Source organism: Brevundimonas sp. FV1ye29L (assembly GCF_058681095.1).
The window spans coordinates 2,044,072-2,060,278 of sequence record NZ_CM178730.1; the positions used below are offsets into that span (position 1 = coordinate 2,044,072).

A 16,207-nucleotide genomic window follows, 5' to 3' on the forward strand; every position below is an offset into this window, starting at 1 on the left:
GACGCATCGCCATGCCACTCTGCGGCCCGGTCTTTGACATCGCCGCCGATCACGCTCGCTTCCCGTTGAGCGCGCTCACCACGCCCCGCCTCACGAGAAAATGTGCACGATGTGCACTCCATTTTTCTTCGAGTGCGCTTTTTCCCGCCTGGCGGGTCAGTGCTCGCTTTCCACCACCGCGACCGTGGACGACCGGTGCGCCCGCAGGCACCACACCACGCTGACCACCATCAGGATCATGGCCGCGACCTCCACCACCGTCGGCCCCCGCCCTTCCCACAGATAGCCGTACAGGAAGGCGAACAGGGTCTCGAACACGATCATCTGGCCCAGCATCGACAGGGGCAACAGACGACTCGCCTGGTTCCAGAAGGCGTTGCCGACGATGGAGGCCAGCACCGCCACCCCGACGCTGACCGCCCCCAGCCGCGCCCACTGGTCCGGCGTCATCGCCCCGCCGCCGACCAGGGCCGGCCCGGCCAGCAGCAGGGCGAAACCGCCGGTCACCACTCCGGTCAACAACGACCACTCATGCGCGCTGACCTGCGGCAGCCGGGCCATCCAGCGGCTGTTGCCCACCGCATAGGCCGACCAGCACAGCAGGGCCGCCAGTCCGCAGCCGAGGCCGATCAACACCGAGCCCCCATCCCGCCCCGCGCCCTCGCGCGACAGGCTCTCCCACCCGATCAGGGCCACGGCCAGCGCGGCCAGCAGGATCGGCGGCCCCACCTTCGTCAGCGGCGGCGCGTCCGCGTCGCGCAGGCCCCAGACCGCCACCACCACCGGCACCATGCCGACGATCAGGGCCGAGGCCGCGACGCCCGCGAAATGCACGCTGACGACCAGGAACAGGTAGTAGACGATGTTCCCCGCCAGACTCAGCCAGGCCAGCGCCCACCACGCCCTGGCGTTCAGCAGAGCCGTCACCCTGCGCCAGCGCGGCGCCAGCAGAAGGGCCGCGATGAGCCCATAGGCCAGATACCGGCCCGCGCTCATCAGCAGGGGCGAGGCGTCCGGCGCGATCTTGGGCGCCAGAAAGACCAGCCCCCACATGGCCCCGGCCCCGACGCCGCAGGCCGTCCCGACCCACCGGTCGCGGGAGGTGGTCATCAATACAGCAGGAAGGGCTTGCGCGCCTCGATCCACGCCCGCTCGTCGGGGCCGGCCACGGCGTCCAGGTCGTCCGGCATCGAGGCGGGGTCATCCACCCACTCGCGCAACTCCGGCCCACCGTTGATCACATCGATCGGCAGCTTCCCGAACGCATATTCATAGGGGAAGTCCCGCCACAGGTCATAGTCGGGATAGAGCCGCCGGATCGCCTTGAACGCCAGGGCCTGCACCCGCCACGGCCTGAAGGTGGTGTGGTCATAGTGCGGATCGTCGACGTGGATCTGGACCCCGTTGCACAGCCGGCCGACGTGTTTGTGGAAGGTCGGCTGGAACCAGAAGTCGCGCAGGACGCAGCCTTTGATCCAGTCGGGGGCCAGCGCCTTCATCTCCGCCATCACCGCCCGGGCGTCGATATCGGGCGCCCCGAACAGCTCCAGCGGCCGGGTGGTGCCGCGTCCCTCCGACAGGGTCGCCCCCTCCAGCATCACCGTCCCGGCATAGGCGCGGGTCATCGACACATTGGGCGCATTGGGGCTGGGGTTGATCCAGCTGCGTTCGCCCAGCGGCCAGCCGTAGCCCGGCGCGGCCTCCGGGTCCCAGCCCTGCATCTCGATGACGCGATAGTCGACCTTCAGCCCGAAATGATCGATGAACCAGTGGCCCATCTCGCCCAGGGTCATGCCGTGCCGCATCGGCATGGGCCCGGCCCCGACGAAACTCTCCCAGCCCGGCCGCAAGATCGTGCCCTCCACCGGGCGCCCGGCCGGATTGGGGCGGTCCAGCACCCAGACCGTCTTGCCGTGCTCCGCCGCAGCCTCCAGCACATAGAGCAGGGTCGTGACGAAGGTGTAGATGCGGCAGCCGACGTCCTGAAGGTCGATCAGGATGACGTCAAAGGTGGTCATCGACGGGCCGCTGGGCCGCCGCACCTCGCCATACAGGCTGAAGACCGGGATGCCGTGCACCGGATCCGTCTCGTCCGGGGTCTCCATCATATTGTCCTGCAGATCGCCCTTCATCCCGTGCTGGGGACCGAAGGCGGCGGTCAGCTGGATGCCGGGAATGGCGGCGAGCGCATCGATCGAATGGGTCAGGTCCGCCGTCACCGAGGCCGGATGGGCCAGCAGGGCCACGCGCCGTCCCTTCAGTTCCGCCTGAAGCGCGTGTTCGGAGATCAGGCGGTCGATGCCGAATTTCATTTGGCTTCCGTTGCAGCGGCTTCGGGCGCCGGCAGGACCAGCGTGAACGAGTCGGGATGATGGAAGTCCGGCTTATCCGACGGATGGGCCAGGGCCCAATAGGTCTTGTCGCCGTCGATGTCCTCGATGACGGCGGAGAGGCCGAGACGATGCGCGTCGTCGGGAAGGTCGATCCGGCCCTCCAGAGCCACGTAGTCCGATCCGCCGTCGAGACCATCGACCACGACGCCCTCATCCGCAGCGCTCATGCCGTCGCGATAGCCGGTGAAACGGTACGCAGCCCATTGACCGGACGGAGACAGGTTGAACTCTCGATAGCCGTCGGGCGTGCTGACGAAGGCCTCGAAACAGGTGTGGGTCCAGAGATCATCCGCACGTCCCGACGGTGCTTCTGCCGGCCAGAGGACCAGGTCGGGATCGCCCTCGAAAATGAAGCGAAGCCAGAGCTGCCCGGCCCGCCGCACATATTCGACCGCGATCGTCGTCGCAGGGCCGGACGGCGATGCGGGGTGCGGAATGAGAGTGGCGCCGGGCACGGATCGGCCTCAGGGTCTGCCAAGGAGATACAGACCGAAGATCAGCACGATCGTCCCGATCAGCAGCACGGTCGGCGACAGAAGGATGATCCAGCCCAGCCGCACATGGCCGCGCCGGACCGCCATCAAGGCCGCGCCGCCCTGGAACAGGACCGCGACGATCGCCGGCAGGAAGACGGAGTTGAAGCCCGCGCTCCCGGGCCCGAACCCGATCAGGGCCAGTCCGCCCAGCGTCAGCGCCGCGATGACGATCCAGCCGATCAGCAGGCGCAGGGCCGCCGGGTTTCGCACGGGTAGGGCCATGAGGATCGTCTTTCGTCAGGAGCGGCGTCACGCCTCTAATCGACCATGACGCCGCGTGGCTTCAACCCCATTTCGCCCCGCGCCTCAAAGGGGCGGGCTTGACGCTCCGGCGCACCGCGCCCTATCCAGCCCGGATGTTCGCCGTCACCGCCCGCACCGGCCTGTATTACCGCCCGCTGAGCTAGCGAGCGGCCGCGAACCCACGCGCCGCCCTCGCCGGCGGCGCGTTCTTCCCCGGAAACGGATGACGCCCGCTGGCCTCCCTGCTAACGGAACCGCCATGACCGAGACCCCTGCCCCCACCGACTTCAAGTCCGCCTTCCTCACCACCCTGCGTGACCGCGGCTACATCCACCAGGTGACCCACCCCGCCGAGCTGGATGCGGCCGCTGCGGCCGGGATTGTGGTCGGCTACGTCGGCTTCGACGCCACGGCGAAGAGCCTGCACGTCGGCAATCTCATCTCGGTGATGATGCTGCGCCGGCTGCAGCAGGCGGGCGGCAAGCCCGTGGTCATCATCGGCGGCGCCACCACCAAGGTCGGCGACCCGACCGGCCGCGACAGCTCACGCCCGCAGCTGACCGACGCCGACATCGCCGCCAACATCGCCTCCATCAAGTCGGTGTTCGAGGTCTTCCTGACCTTCGGCGACGGCCCGACCGACGCCATCCTGATCAACAATGACGACTGGCTGTCGCAGTACGGCTACATCGAGTTCCTGCGCGACTACGGCGCCCATTTCACCGTCAACCGGATGCTGGCCTTCGACTCGGTCAAGCTGCGGCTGGAACGCGAACAGCCGATGAGCTTCCTCGAGTTCAACTACATGCTGATGCAGTCAGTGGACTTCCTGGAGCTGAACCGCCGCCACAATGTGACCCTGCAGATGGGCGGGTCGGACCAGTGGGGCAATATCGTCTCGGGCGTCGATCTGGTCCGCCGCGTGGACCAGAAGGCCGCCTACGGCCTGACCACCCCCCTCCTGACCACGGCCTCGGGCGGCAAGATGGGCAAGACGGCGCAAGGGGCGGTCTGGCTGAACGCTGAACAGCTCAGTCCCTATGACTACTGGCAGTTCTGGCGCAACGCCGAAGACGCCGACGTCGGCAAGTTCCTGCGCCTGTTCACCGACCTGCCGCTGGACGAGATCGCCCGGCTGGAGGCCTTGCCCGGGGCGGAGATCAACGAGGCCAAGAAGGCTCTCGCCGACGCAGCGACCACCTTGCTGCACGGCGCAGAGGCGGCGGCCAGCGCCAGAGGCGCGGCCGAGAGCGCCTTCGAACAAGGCAGGCTGTCCGCCGACCTGCCGACCGTCGAACTGCCGCGCGAAGAGGTAATCGGCGCCATGATCGCCTCCGTCATGACCAGGGCCGGTCTCAGCGCCTCCAACGGCGAGGCCCGCCGTCTGGCCCAGGGCGGCGGCCTGCGTTTGAACGACCAGCCCGTCGCCGACGGCGCACGGTTGATCGAGGCGGGCGACATCAATGCCGACGGCGTCTTCAAACTGGCGGCCGGCAAGAAAAAAATCGTTCTGGTGCGACCCGTTTGATCGCCGAAGTCGTAGTGACGGCAATCGATGAGAGGATTTCGACCATGACGGACCTGACTCCCGGCCATCCCGCGCCCGCCTTCGATATGGCGACCCATACGGGCGACCGCGTCTCGTCCGCCGCCCTCTCGGGCCGGCCCTTCGTGCTGTATTTCTACCCCAAGGCCGACACCCCCGGCTGCACCACCGAGGGGCAGGACTTTACGGCCCTGCTGCCGCAGTTCGAGGCGGCGGGCGTTGCGGTGATCGGCGTGTCGCGCGATCCTGTGAAGAAGCTGGCGCGGTTTGCGGAAAAGCGCGAGCTGGGGGTGATCCTGGCCTCTGATGAAGACGGCTCAGTCACCGAGGCCTTCGGCGTCTGGGTCGAGAAAACCCTGTACGGCAAGACCTATATGGGGATCGAACGCGCCACTGTCCTGATCGCCGCCGACGGACTGATCCGTCAGGTCTGGCGAAAGGTGTCGGTCAAGGGGCATGCAGAGGCCGTCCTGGGCTTTGTACAGGCGCCCTGACCTACCGTTCGGGCCTGTCATAAATAGTTGAAGAAGGTCCGGCGCCGGGTACACGTGTTTTACAGCTCGCCTCAAACGCGAATCTGCGATGACCATGTATTCCTGCGAGGCGTTTGAACGATAGATTGATGGTTAACCAACCATGAACAGTGTTGTTCCAGTGGCCTGACTGACGGATAGTGCCGCCCGAAAACGGGGCGGTTCACATGGGCCACAAGACAGACGGGACCGGCGGGGGCTGGATCAGGCGCTGGTTCCCCGAGCGGCAAATTTATCTTCGCGCCGACGGGGACATCCGCGGCTATGCCATCAGCACGCGCAAGCAGCTGATGCTGGCTGCCGCAGGGATGGTCGTCGCCGGCTGGACCGTTGTGGCGACCGGCGCGACGGTGATGACCGGTTTCACCGCCCATCGGGCCGAGGCCCGTCTGGCGCGGGAGCGGGCGGGCGCCGAGCGGCTGAACGCCGACCTCCAGGCACGGCTGGACACCGCCGTGGTCCGGATGTCGGCCACCACGGGCTCGCTGGATGAGATGGCCCATATGGTCGAGCGGCGCCACGCCGCCCTTACCGGCGTCATGGGGATGTTCCAGGGCGTCGCGGGGGCCCGGACCGCACTGGCCCCTGCCCGGCCGCTGAACGCCTCCGCCTCGCCTGTCCAGCGCATCCTGTCGGTGCGGCTGGATCAGGAGCGGCTGATCGAGCGGGCCGAACTGTTCGCCCAGAACCGATCCGAACGCCTGCGGCTCGCCTTCCGCCTGGCCGGGCTGAACCCGGCGGCCTATGCGGCCTCGGGCGCCGCGCTCGGCGGCCCGCTGGTCGAGGCCCGCGATCCGCGCGCCCTGGCCGCCATTCTGGATGTGGACGAGGCGTTCGCCCTGCGCATCCGCCGCGCCGCTGACAACCTCTATGAGATGCGCAGCCTGGCCGATGCCGCCGCCAGCCTGCCGCTCCACCGCCCCGCAGACGCCCGCACGACGTCCGGCTTCGGTTTCCGCTTCGATCCCTTCAACGGCCATCCCGCCCTGCATCAGGGTCAGGACTTCGCCGCCGGCCTGAACGCGCCCATCCACGCCACGGCCCCGGGCGTGGTGTCCTTCGCCGGTGTGCGTTCAGGGTATGGCAATACTGTCGAGCTAGACCATGGGCGCGGTTTCAAGACCCGCTTCGCCCATCTGAACGCCATCGCTGTCCAGCCCGGCCAGGCGGTGGCGCTCGGCCAGCGCATCGGCGCCATGGGCACCACCGGTCGCTCGACCGGGGTGCATCTCCACTACGAAGTGTGGGTGGACGGCCGCCCGCAGAACCCAGCCCGCTTCCTCAGAGCAGGAGAGACCCTTGTTCAACAAGATGACTAAAGCCCCCGTCCGCCCCCCGGTTCCCGAGATTCCGCCCATGCCCGAGGCAACTGCCCCCCGTTTGTCCGCCGCCCCCGCCCAGGGTCATGCGGCGCCGCCGCGCGGCCTGTCCACCCTGTCTGCCGACCTTCAGTTCGAAGGGGTCGTCGCCGGCCAGGGCGATCTGCAGGTCGACGGTTCGATCAAGGGCGATGTCCGCGTCGGCCGCCTGATTGTCGGCGAGACCGGGGCCATCGAGGGCAATGTGACCGCCGACTATCTGGAGGTGCGCGGCCGTGTCGTGGGCGGCGTGACCGGCAAACAGGTCAAGCTGGTCGCCACCGCCTATGTCGATGGCGACATCACGGCCGAACAGCTGTCGATCGATATCGGCGCCTACTTCCAGGGCCGCGTGCTGCAAAGCCGGCGCGAGGCCCCGGCTCCCGCTCCGGCGGTAGCGACGCCCGTCGCCGCCCCGGTTCAGCCGACCACGTTCGCTCCACAGGCTGCACCGCAGCCCGCCGCCAACCCGACGGCAGCGCTGGAGAATGCCCTCGATGCGGTACCCCTGCGTCCTCTCTAGGACGCGTTCGGCCGGGTTGGTCAAGTTTGGCGCAAGGAACGAGGCCCCGGAGCGATCCGGGGCCTTGTTCGGTCGTGGAGCGGGCTATTCGACCGTTGACCCGCGTGTTTCGCCCACTCTCGCGGCCAGCGCAGCCCCCATGAACGGATCCAGGTCGCCGTCAAGAACGCCCTGGGTGTCGGAGGTCTCGACCTCGGTCCGCAGGTCCTTGACCATCTGATAGGGCTGCAAGACATAGGACCGGATCTGGTGACCCCAGCCAATATCCGTCTTGGCGTCAGCCATGGCCTGGGCGGCGGCCTCGCGCCGCTGCAGTTCCAGTTCGTACAGCCGCGCCCTCAGCATCTTCCAGGCCTGTTCCCGGTTCTGGTGCTGCGACCGGCCGGCCTGACAGGCCACGACCGTATTGGTCGGGACGTGGGTCAGGCGCACAGCCGAATCGGTCTTGTTGATGTGCTGGCCGCCGGCGCCGGAGGCGCGGTAGGTGTCGGTGCGGACATCGGACGGATTGATGTCGATCTCGATGGTGTCGTCCACGACCGGAGAGACGCCGATTGAGGCGAAGGAGGTATGGCGCTTGGCCGCCGCATCATAGGGGCTGATGCGCACCAGGCGGTGAACACCCGACTCCGATTTCAGCCAGCCATAGGCGTTCGGCCCGGAGATCAGGATCGTGGCGGACTTGATGCCCGCCTGTTCGCCCTGCTCCTCGGCCTCGATCTGGACCTCATATCCGTGAGCCCTGGCCCAGCGCGAATACATGCGCAGCAGCATGCCCGCCCAGTCATTGGACTCGGTGCCGCCGGCCCCGGAGTTCACTTCCAGATAGGCGTCGTTGCCATCGGCCTCGCCGGAGAGCAGGGCTTCCAGCTCGGCCCGGGCAGCGCGCTCCTTGACGGCCTTCAGACTGGCCCGCGCATCCTCCAGCGCCGCCTCGTCGCCTTCTTCATCGGCCATTTCGGAGAGCATCACGCCCTCTTCCAGCGCTGTTTCCATCTCCAGAACGGTGTCGATCTGCCCCTTCAGGCGCGAACGGTCCCGGGTCACGGCCTGGGCCGCCTCGGCGTCATTCCAGAGCGTCGGATCCTCGACCCGCGCATTCAGCTCGTCGAGCTTTCTTAGAGCGACATCCCAGTCAAAGACGCCTCCTGAGCAGAGCGACGCTCTGCTCGATGTCGGCCTTCATGGCCTCGACATCCGGTCTCATCGCGAACTCCTGCGATACAAAGGTGAGGCGCGGACATAGAGGTCCGCGCCCCAAAGGGAAAGCCGCAATTGAACGGGCCCGCACCGGACCATTTCCTGTCGCGAACCCTAGCCACCGCAGGATTGCGTGGAGTCCAACCGGTTTGGCCCTAGTACAGGCCGCTCAGATCCTCTGCCGGCGGGCGTTGGGGCTGCGGCGGCGGCGGTGCGGCTGCAGGCGCGGCGGCGCCAGGTGGCGGGGCGGCGGCCTCCATCTCGCGACGGACCACATCATCATAGGTCTGGGGTCCGGCGGGCAGGGCCGGTCCGGCCGGAGCCTGTTCCTCGCGCTGACGCTCGGTGCCGGGGCGGAAGGCTTCCTCAATGCCGTTGACGGTGCGGAAGATGGCGTTGCGCGGCCGCACGAACGGACGGGCAGGCCTTTCCTTCAACGCCTGCTGCATGAAGTTGATGAAGACCGGCACCGCCGCCGTGGTTCCGGTCTCGCCAGAGCCCAGCGACCGGTTGTCGTCGAAGCCGATGAAGACGCCGACCACGATGTCGGTGGTGAAGCCCACGAACCAGGCCGAGCGGTATTCATTGGTGGTGCCGGTCTTGCCGCCGACCCAGCGGCCCAGGCCGCGGGCGCTCGCCGCCGTCCCTCTCTGGACCACGCCCTCCAGCATGGAGCTGATCTGATAGGCGGTGATCGGGTCAATGACCTGGGTTCCACGCGGATCAAGCCGTGGCGACGGCTGTCCGCTGAAGCCCCGACCGCATTCGCGGCAGTTCCGCCGGTCGCCGCGGTAAACGGTCTCGCCGTTCCGGTCCTGGACATAGTCGATCAGATAGGGCTCGACGCGCCGACCGCCGTTGACGAAGGCGGCGTAGGCGGCCGTCAGTTGATAGGGCGTCACCTCCCCGGCTCCGAGCGAGACGGACAGATTGGGCGACAGACCCGGCAGGCCCATCCGCGCGGACTGGGTGACGATCTTCTGCATTCCGACCGCCTGTGCGAGGCGGACGGTCATCACATTGCGCGACAGCTCAAGGCCGCGACGCAGGCTCTGTGGTCCGTAGTATTCGCGGCTGTAGTTCTCGGGGGTCCAGCGCTGGCCATTGGCCCCGCCGGCGAAGCTGATCGGGGCGTCCAGCACGATGGAGCCCGGTGTAAACTCACCTTCCAGGGCGGTCGCATAGACGAAGGGTTTGAAGGCCGAGCCCGGCTGGCGGCGCGCCTGGGTCGCCCGGTTGAAGCTGGACAGGGCGTAGGAATAGCCGCCGACCATGGCCAGGACCCGGCCCGACTGGGGTTCGATGGCGACCATGGCGCCATTGACCGCCGGGATCTGTTTCAGGGCGAACTGACCGCCGCGCGGCTCCACGAAGATCAGGTCGCCCCGCTTCAGCCCGCGCCCGGCATTGGCCCAGGCGACGTCTGCCGGCACGAGGCTGCCGGTGTCGCCGTCGCGGGCCGTAACGATCTGTACGCTGCCTCGCGAGGCGGCGGTGACCGCCGCCGCCCGCCACGCCCGACGTTCGGGCGGAGCGGATTTTTTCAACGCCGTCGCCTGCCAGCCCTCGGACAGATCGGTCTGTCCCCAGCCGCCCCGCCAACCGTGCCGGCGATCGTAGTTCTCAAGCCCGGTCATCAGGGCGTCGCGCGCCGCCGTCTGCAGGTCGGGATCCAGCGTCGTTCGCATATAGAAGCCGCCGGCGTTCAGCGTTTCGCCGATATCCTTGTTGAGCAGGGCCTGACGACGCGCCTCCTCCACGAAGAAGTCGGCGTCCTGATACTGGGCGCGGCGCGGCGCGTCCTGGGCGCCGAGCGGCCGGGCGACGGCGGCCGCCAGGTCCCCGGCCGACAGCCAGCCGTTCTGGGCCATCTCCCCCAGCACCCAGTCACGACGGCCCTTGGCGGCCCCGGGATGGCGTTTGGGATGATAGTTGTTGGGGCCCTTGGGCAGGGCGGCCAGGAAGGCGGCCTGGTCGGGCGTCAACTGGTTCAGCGACTTGCCGAAATAGTTGTAGGCGGCCGAGGCCACGCCATAGGAGCGGTATCCCAGGAAAATCTCGTTCAGATACAGTTCGAGAATCTGTTCCTTGGTCAGGGTCGCCTCAAGGCGGCTGGACAGGATCGCTTCCTTCAGCTTGCGCCCGAGGGTGGATTCATTCGTCAGCAGGACATTCTTGGCCACCTGCTGGGTAATGGTCGAGCCCCCCTCCAGCCGTCGGCCGGAGACGAAGTTGAAGACGTTCTTGAACATGGCCCGACCGACGCCCGAAACGTCGATGCCGCCGTGCTGGAAGAAATTCTTGTCCTCGGCCGCGAGGAAGGCGTGGATCACCGGCTCGGGGATCTGGTCATAGGTCACATAGATGCGGCGCTCGTCCGAGAACTCGCCGATCAGGGTGCCGTCGCCGGCATAGACCCGGGTGGCCGTCGGCGGACGGTAGTCGGCCAGTTCCGAAGCGTCCGGCAAGTCGTGAAACAGCCAGGCCGCATAGACCGCCACGATCAGCCCGCCCAGGGCGATCGCGCCCAACAGGCCGATGCCCGCCATCACGAACCAGCGTTCGGCAATCTTCACCGCGGACTCCAGACCAACCAACCCGTTCGCCGCCGACGATCGGGCGCAGAATCCGGTTTAGACCGCGTTGCCTGTGGCGGCTAGGGCCTGATCCACCGGAACCGTCTGGCGTCGCTCCAGCTCGGCGCGCGCGGCCGCCACAACCTCGACCTCCATATCGGTTTGCGCCGCCATCCATTTCAGATAGTCGGCGGGCACCGCGCTCCACGGCTTCTTCCGGTGCTTGCCAAAGGGAACCGTGGCCACCTCCCGGGGGGCGTTCGACCAGGCCAGAAGCTGTTCGACCGTCGCCTCCCTCAGCAGATCCATCAGAATATGGGCCGTGACCCAGGCATCGGGGCCGGCGCGGTGCGCCGGATCCGCCATGGCGGGATCCAGCCGGAACCCCCGCCAGTAGCGCAGGACCTGGTTGGAATGGCCCGGCGCCTGTGGCCAGACCGCCTTCGACGCCCGGACGGTGCAGATCCACGGAAGGCCGCCGGTTGCGCTGTCGGCGATGAAGGCCCGTTCAAACCGCGCCGAATGGGCCACCATGATGTCGGGTCCGCCCTCCCCGTATCGGGGGGCGAACATCGCGCGCAGGGCGGCCTCGTCGCAGTGCGGATCGTCGGGGCTGAAGTGATCGGGCGTCAGGTGGTGCACCGCCATCGCGTGAAACGAGATCTCGCCCCGAGGCCGGAACAGTTTCGAAACCGGAGCCAGGGCCCGCCACCCGTCCCCGTCCTGCACCACATCCACGAAGCCGACCTCGATGATCTCCGAGGACCGGTCGCCGCCCGTGGTTTCAAGATCGACGACTCGCAGGCGCATGGATGAAACATACGGCGACCGCACGGGCCTTGCGAGAGGACGATCCCGGCGCACGCGCCGTCCGCGCCCCACCCTCCGCCGATCAGCCGCCCTGGCCGCCCCGGTTCGCCGCCATCTGGATCGGCGCGGCGGGCTCACGGAAATACCGGTCGATACTCTCGGCCACGGCCCGCATCAGTCGACTGCGGCGTCGGCTGTCCGAAAGCAGTCGCTCATCGTCCGGATTGGTGATGAAACCCATCTCCAGAAGCACGGCGGGAACGTCGGGCGCCAGCAGGACGGCGAGACCGGCGTCGCGGTGGCTGCGCCTCAGCATCGGATGATCGGCCGCCTCGACATGGCTGAGCAGGACGCGGGCGAACTGGGCTGACCGATTCTGGGTTGCGCGCTGGGTCAGGTCCAGCAGGATGCGGTCCACCGAGGGGTCGCGGCCGGGCAGATGGAGGTCGCGGTGCCAGTCGTCGCCGCGCGTCACCTCGCGCACCGCCCGGTTCGCCCCCTGTTCCGACAAGGTATAGACGCTGGCGCCGCGCAGGGCCGGATCGCTGCCGGCATCGGCATGCAGCGAGATGAACAGGTCGGCGTCGGCCCGCCGGGCGATCCGGACGCGCTGGTACAGATCGACATAGGCGTCATTGGTGCGGGTCATGATGACGCGATAGCGTCCGCCGCGCTCCAGTTCGGCCTTCAGGGCCTGGGCGGCGGCCAGCGTCAGGGCGCTTTCATGATGGTCGGCGCCCCGGGCTCCCGGATCCCGGCCGCCATGACCGGCATCAATGACGATCAGGGGCTTGTCGGCGCGCACCGCAGCAGCGGCCGCCGGACGGGCATTGGCCGCGACGGAGGGGCGAACCGGCGCGGTCGCGCCGGGTTTCGCCTTCAGGTCGACGACATAGCGATAGTTGGCCACGCCGTCGCCGGGCGGCAGAAGAAACCGACGCTCGATCTCGGCGGCGCGCGAAAGTTCAAGCTGGACCCGCGACGCCGTCCCCGAGGCGGCCACGCGATACCCGCGCACCAGACCGGATCCGGAGCCGGAAATCCCTCGCCCGGACGCCACGCCGGCCAGGGTCAGGACCACACGGCCGTCCTCGCCCGATTCGATGACCGCGCCCCTCGCCGAGGCCCCGAGGTCCAGGACCACGCGGGTCCGCTCGTCATCGCCGCCGAAGCGGACGCCGAAGATATCGCCGGCCGCGCCGCCTGCGGCGCTGCGTCCGCCCAGGAACAGGGCGACACAGATTGCGACGAAGGCCAATGCCGTCATCGACCACTCTCGCACCCCCCACAGGGCGGTTCTGGCTAACATGCTACCGATCATTCTGACGGGCGATCCACTTTCGCTGGCCCCCAGCCTCGCCGATCGGGGTTGGGATAGAGTTAAGCGGCGAAACCTTTTCTTTCGTGTTCGGCATGCCTATGCTTGTTTCCGCTCGCGGAGTGTTCTCGCCTGCCGATCCGATCGGCGTCCGGCGCGTGATCTTCGCGGCACATTGACTTTCACCCCTCCGAGGATGCGCCGGGCCTGCTCCGCGCGTTCGAAGACCGGCCCCACGACGCCGCCGCATATGGCGCGTCCGGGTCGAGGACCTGCCAGACCCCATGGGCCATTTCGCCTGCGTTCCCGCCCGGCTCGTCCGGGATTTCGATCCGGCCATCGCCGCGATCGCCGTCGGGAAGACGCACGCCCTGGCCCTTCATCCCATTCGGCGAGCCGCCCGGGACCTGAACCCAGGTCCGGCCAGAGCGCGCCAGAGAGAGACCCTCCATGTCAAAGACAATGCTGATCGATGCGGCCCACCCGGAAGAAACCCGGGTGGCGATCGTCGACGGACGCCAGGTTGAGGAGTTCGACTTCGAGTCGAAAACCAAACGCCAGCTGCGCGGCAACATCTATCTCGCCAAGGTCACCCGCGTAGAACCCAGCCTGCAGGCCGCCTTCGTCGAATACGGCGGCAATCGCCATGGCTTCCTGGCCTTCAACGAGATCCACCCGGACTACTACCAGATCCCGGTCGCCGACCGCGAAGCCATCATGGCCGAGGCGCCGTCCGAGGAGGATGAGCACGACGACCTGGGCCGCGACAGCGATGACGGCGAATCCGAAGGCGGTCTGGCGGACGAGGAACGGCTGAAGCGTCGCCTGATGCGGCGCTACAAGATCCAGGACGTCATCAAGCGGCGCCAGATCCTGCTGATCCAGGTCGTCAAGGATGAACGCGGCGCCAAGGGCGCGGCCCTGACCACCTGGCTGTCGCTGGCCGGCCGCTACTGCGTCCTGATGCCCAATACCGGCAAGGGCGGCGGCATTTCGCGCAAGATCACCAACTCCTCGGACCGCCGCCGCCTGAAGTCGGCCGCCTCGGCCCTGGATGTGCCCAAGGGCATGGGCCTGATTATCCGCACGGCCGGCGCCAAGCGGACCAAGGCCGAGATCAAGCGCGACTACGAATACCTGCTGCGCCTCTGGGAGACGATCCGCGAAACCACCCTGGCCAGCCATGCCCCCTCGCTGATCTATGAGGAGGAGAACCTCGTCCGCCGCGCCGTGCGCGACATGTTCGACAAGGATTTCGACGGCATCCAGGTCCAGGGCGTCGAGGGCTTCAAGGAGGCGCGCGACTTCATGCGCGTGCTGATGCCGTCGCAGGCGAAGAAGGTGCACCTCTATCAGGGCTCCAAACCCCTGTTCGCCGCCAATGGCATCGAGGACGTCCTGACCGGCATCCATCAGCCGGTGGTGACGCTGAAGTCCGGCGGCTATCTGGTCATCAACCAGACCGAGGCCCTGGTCGCCATCGACGTCAACTCGGGCCGGGCGACCAAGGAACGCAACGTCGAACAGACGGCGTTCAAGACCAATTGCGAAGCCGCCGTCGAGGCCGCCCGCCAGCTGCGCCTGCGCGACCTGGCCGGTCTGGTGGTTATCGACTTCATCGACATGGATGAGTCCAAGAACAACCGGACCGTCGAACGCATCCTGAAGGACGCCCTGTCGGAAGACCGCGCCCGCATCCAGATGGGCAAGATCTCCGCCTTCGGACTGATGGAAATCAGCCGCCAGCGCCGCCGTCTGGGCGTGCTGGAGGGCGCCACAGAAATCTGTCCGCATTGCCAGGGCGCCGGTCGTATCCGCTCTGCGGAATCCGCCGCCCTGATGGTGTTGCGCGCCGTGGATATCGAGGCCGGCAAGAACGGCGCGGGATCGGTGAACCTGCGCGTTTCGACCACCGTCGCCCTCTACATCCTGAACCACAAGCGCGCCTATCTGCAGGCCCTGCTGGAGCAGCGCGGTCTGTCGGTCATCATCCAGATCGACGACAGCCTGGCCCAGGGCGAGAGCGCCATCGAGCGCACCGAAACCAATGAGGACTTCGTCGCGCCGGAAGCGGCCGTCTCTCTGGCCGATCTCGAGGACGACTTCGACGACACCGCCTTCGACGACGAAGACGAAGAGGACGAAGAAGACGAGGACGACGAGGACGAAGGCGATCTGGAGCGCGAGGACACCGACGACGACGAGGCTCGCGGGCGGCTCGAGGTCGGCGGCGGCGGCGGCCGTGGTCGCAAGCGTCGCCGTCGCGGAGGTCGTCGCGATGAGGAAGTCTCGAGCGGCGCCGAGGACGCGCCGGCCGTCGGCGCAGCCTCGGACGACGATGATGACAGCGAGGCCGGTCGCCGGCGTCGGCGCGGCCGCCGTGGCGGACGCCGGGCGCGGGAGGACGGCGAGGCGCCGGCGGCCTCCGGCTCGGGCTTCTTCTGGGTGCGCGGCCGTACGCCGTCGCTGGAAGACCCCTACGTCTGGTTCGACCCGATCAACCCCACGCGGTCTGAACGCGCGACCGAGCCGGTGGCGGCCTCTGTCACGGGCGACGTCGAGGAACGGATCGGCGAACGGCCCGACGGCGAAACCCTGGAGCCGACCGGCAATGAAGGCGGTCGTTCGCGCCGTCGTCGTCGGGGTCGCGGTCGCGGCGGCGCCGAGGCGCAACCGCACGAGATCAAGGTCGAGGCCCGCGCCACCAATGAAGGCATGCCGCCGGACGGCTCGCCTGATACGCCTATGGCGGTCGTCATGGCCGAGGCTGAAGGCGAAGCGCCTGCCGCACCGGCGGAACCCCAGCGTCGTCGGGTGCGTCGCCGCCCCGCCAGCGCCTCGGCCGCAACGCTCGATGTCGATCTGGACACGGCGGTTGAGCCCAATGAGGCCGAGCCGACCACGGCCCCCGTCGAACTGGACGTGACTCCGGCCGAGGCCGCCGAGGCCGGGCCGGTGGCGGTCTCTGAAGCTGACGGCGATCCTGCCCAGGAAGCCGGTAGCGAGCCCGAGCCCGCTGCCCTGCCTGTCGCGGCGGCCGTCGTCGAACACACGCCGCCTGCGCCTGCAGCCGACCTGTCCGCCATCATCGCAGCGGACCCGGCCCAGATCGCCGCTCCGCCCGAAAAGCCCAAGCGTGGATGGTGGCGCCGTTGAATGGCCGCGATTAGA

The 16,207-nt window shown here is 68.0% G+C and carries 13 protein-coding genes; 5 read left to right on the forward strand and 8 right to left on the reverse strand.

What is annotated here, in order from left to right; translation table 11 throughout:
- Nucleotides 1-156: 156 nt before the first annotated feature.
- From ACW17W_RS10105 to ACW17W_RS10120, 4 genes are read right to left on the reverse strand one after another with little or no spacing between them, the layout of a single operon-like run.
- Nucleotides 157-1,110: a DMT family transporter gene (locus ACW17W_RS10105; RefSeq protein WP_492076735.1), complete on the reverse strand. Its 954-nt coding sequence runs from the start codon at nucleotides 1,108-1,110 to the stop codon at nucleotides 157-159.
- Nucleotides 1,110-2,312: an exo-beta-N-acetylmuramidase NamZ family protein gene (locus ACW17W_RS10110; protein WP_492076736.1), complete on the reverse strand. Its 1,203-nt coding sequence runs from the start codon at nucleotides 2,310-2,312 to the stop codon at nucleotides 1,110-1,112. The genes ACW17W_RS10105 and ACW17W_RS10110 overlap by 1 nt, the downstream gene beginning before the upstream one ends.
- A complete protein-coding gene (locus ACW17W_RS10115; RefSeq protein ID WP_492076737.1) occupies nucleotides 2,309-2,848 on the reverse strand; it encodes a DOMON-like domain-containing protein in 540 nt (179 codons plus the stop codon). Before ACW17W_RS10115 ends, ACW17W_RS10110 begins: the two co-directional genes overlap by 4 nt.
- Nucleotides 2,849-2,857: 9 nt before the next feature.
- Nucleotides 2,858-3,151, reverse strand: a complete 294-nt coding sequence (locus ACW17W_RS10120) for a hypothetical protein (protein ID WP_492076738.1) — start codon at nucleotides 3,149-3,151, stop codon at nucleotides 2,858-2,860.
- Nucleotides 3,152-3,431: 280 nt separating this feature from the next.
- Between ACW17W_RS10120 and tyrS the strand changes: the two genes are divergently transcribed.
- The 4 genes from tyrS (at nucleotide 3,432) to ACW17W_RS10140 (ending at nucleotide 7,132) form a co-directional block, all read left to right on the forward strand.
- Complete coding sequence (gene tyrS, locus ACW17W_RS10125; RefSeq protein WP_492076739.1) at nucleotides 3,432-4,700, forward strand: tyrosine--tRNA ligase; 1,269 nt, start codon at nucleotides 3,432-3,434, stop codon at nucleotides 4,698-4,700.
- A gap of 44 nt (nucleotides 4,701-4,744) precedes the next feature.
- Nucleotides 4,745-5,212, forward strand: a complete 468-nt coding sequence (gene bcp, locus ACW17W_RS10130; protein ID WP_492076740.1) for a thioredoxin-dependent thiol peroxidase — start codon at nucleotides 4,745-4,747, stop codon at nucleotides 5,210-5,212.
- Between the two features lie 206 nt (nucleotides 5,213-5,418).
- The gene (locus tag ACW17W_RS10135; protein WP_492076741.1) at nucleotides 5,419-6,570 is read left to right on the forward strand and encodes a M23 family metallopeptidase; all 1,152 of its coding nucleotides are present in this window, start codon (nucleotides 5,419-5,421) and stop codon (nucleotides 6,568-6,570) included.
- Between the two features lie 37 nt (nucleotides 6,571-6,607).
- Nucleotides 6,608-7,132 carry a bactofilin family protein gene (locus ACW17W_RS10140; RefSeq protein WP_492076742.1) on the forward strand — a complete coding sequence of 175 codons (525 nt, stop codon included), beginning with the start codon at nucleotides 6,608-6,610 and terminating at the stop codon, nucleotides 7,130-7,132.
- Between the two features lie 84 nt (nucleotides 7,133-7,216).
- Here ACW17W_RS10140 and prfB read toward each other — a convergent pair.
- From prfB to ACW17W_RS10160, 4 genes are all read right to left on the reverse strand, one after another.
- Nucleotides 7,217-8,339 (reverse strand): peptide chain release factor 2 gene (prfB, locus tag ACW17W_RS10145; protein ID WP_492076743.1). Its coding sequence is split into 2 segments (ribosomal slippage): nucleotides 7,217-8,269 and nucleotides 8,271-8,339, totalling 1,122 coding nucleotides; the frame shifts between segments, so codons are not numbered across the junction.
- A gap of 148 nt (nucleotides 8,340-8,487) precedes the next feature.
- The gene (locus tag ACW17W_RS10150) at nucleotides 8,488-10,881 is read right to left on the reverse strand and encodes a penicillin-binding protein 1A (protein ID WP_492080304.1); all 2,394 of its coding nucleotides are present in this window, start codon (nucleotides 10,879-10,881) and stop codon (nucleotides 8,488-8,490) included.
- An 84-nt stretch (nucleotides 10,882-10,965) separates the two neighbouring features.
- The gene (locus ACW17W_RS10155) at nucleotides 10,966-11,718 is read right to left on the reverse strand and encodes an exonuclease domain-containing protein (RefSeq protein WP_492076744.1); all 753 of its coding nucleotides are present in this window, start codon (nucleotides 11,716-11,718) and stop codon (nucleotides 10,966-10,968) included.
- A gap of 82 nt (nucleotides 11,719-11,800) precedes the next feature.
- The gene (locus tag ACW17W_RS10160) at nucleotides 11,801-12,985 is read right to left on the reverse strand and encodes an N-acetylmuramoyl-L-alanine amidase family protein (RefSeq protein ID WP_492080305.1); all 1,185 of its coding nucleotides are present in this window, start codon (nucleotides 12,983-12,985) and stop codon (nucleotides 11,801-11,803) included.
- Nucleotides 12,986-13,486: 501 nt separating this feature from the next.
- Here ACW17W_RS10160 and ACW17W_RS10165 point away from each other — a divergent pair.
- Nucleotides 13,487-16,192 (forward strand): Rne/Rng family ribonuclease, encoded by a 2,706-nt coding sequence (locus ACW17W_RS10165; protein ID WP_492076745.1) that lies wholly within the window; start codon nucleotides 13,487-13,489, stop codon nucleotides 16,190-16,192.
- Nucleotides 16,193-16,207: the final 15 nt, after the last annotated feature.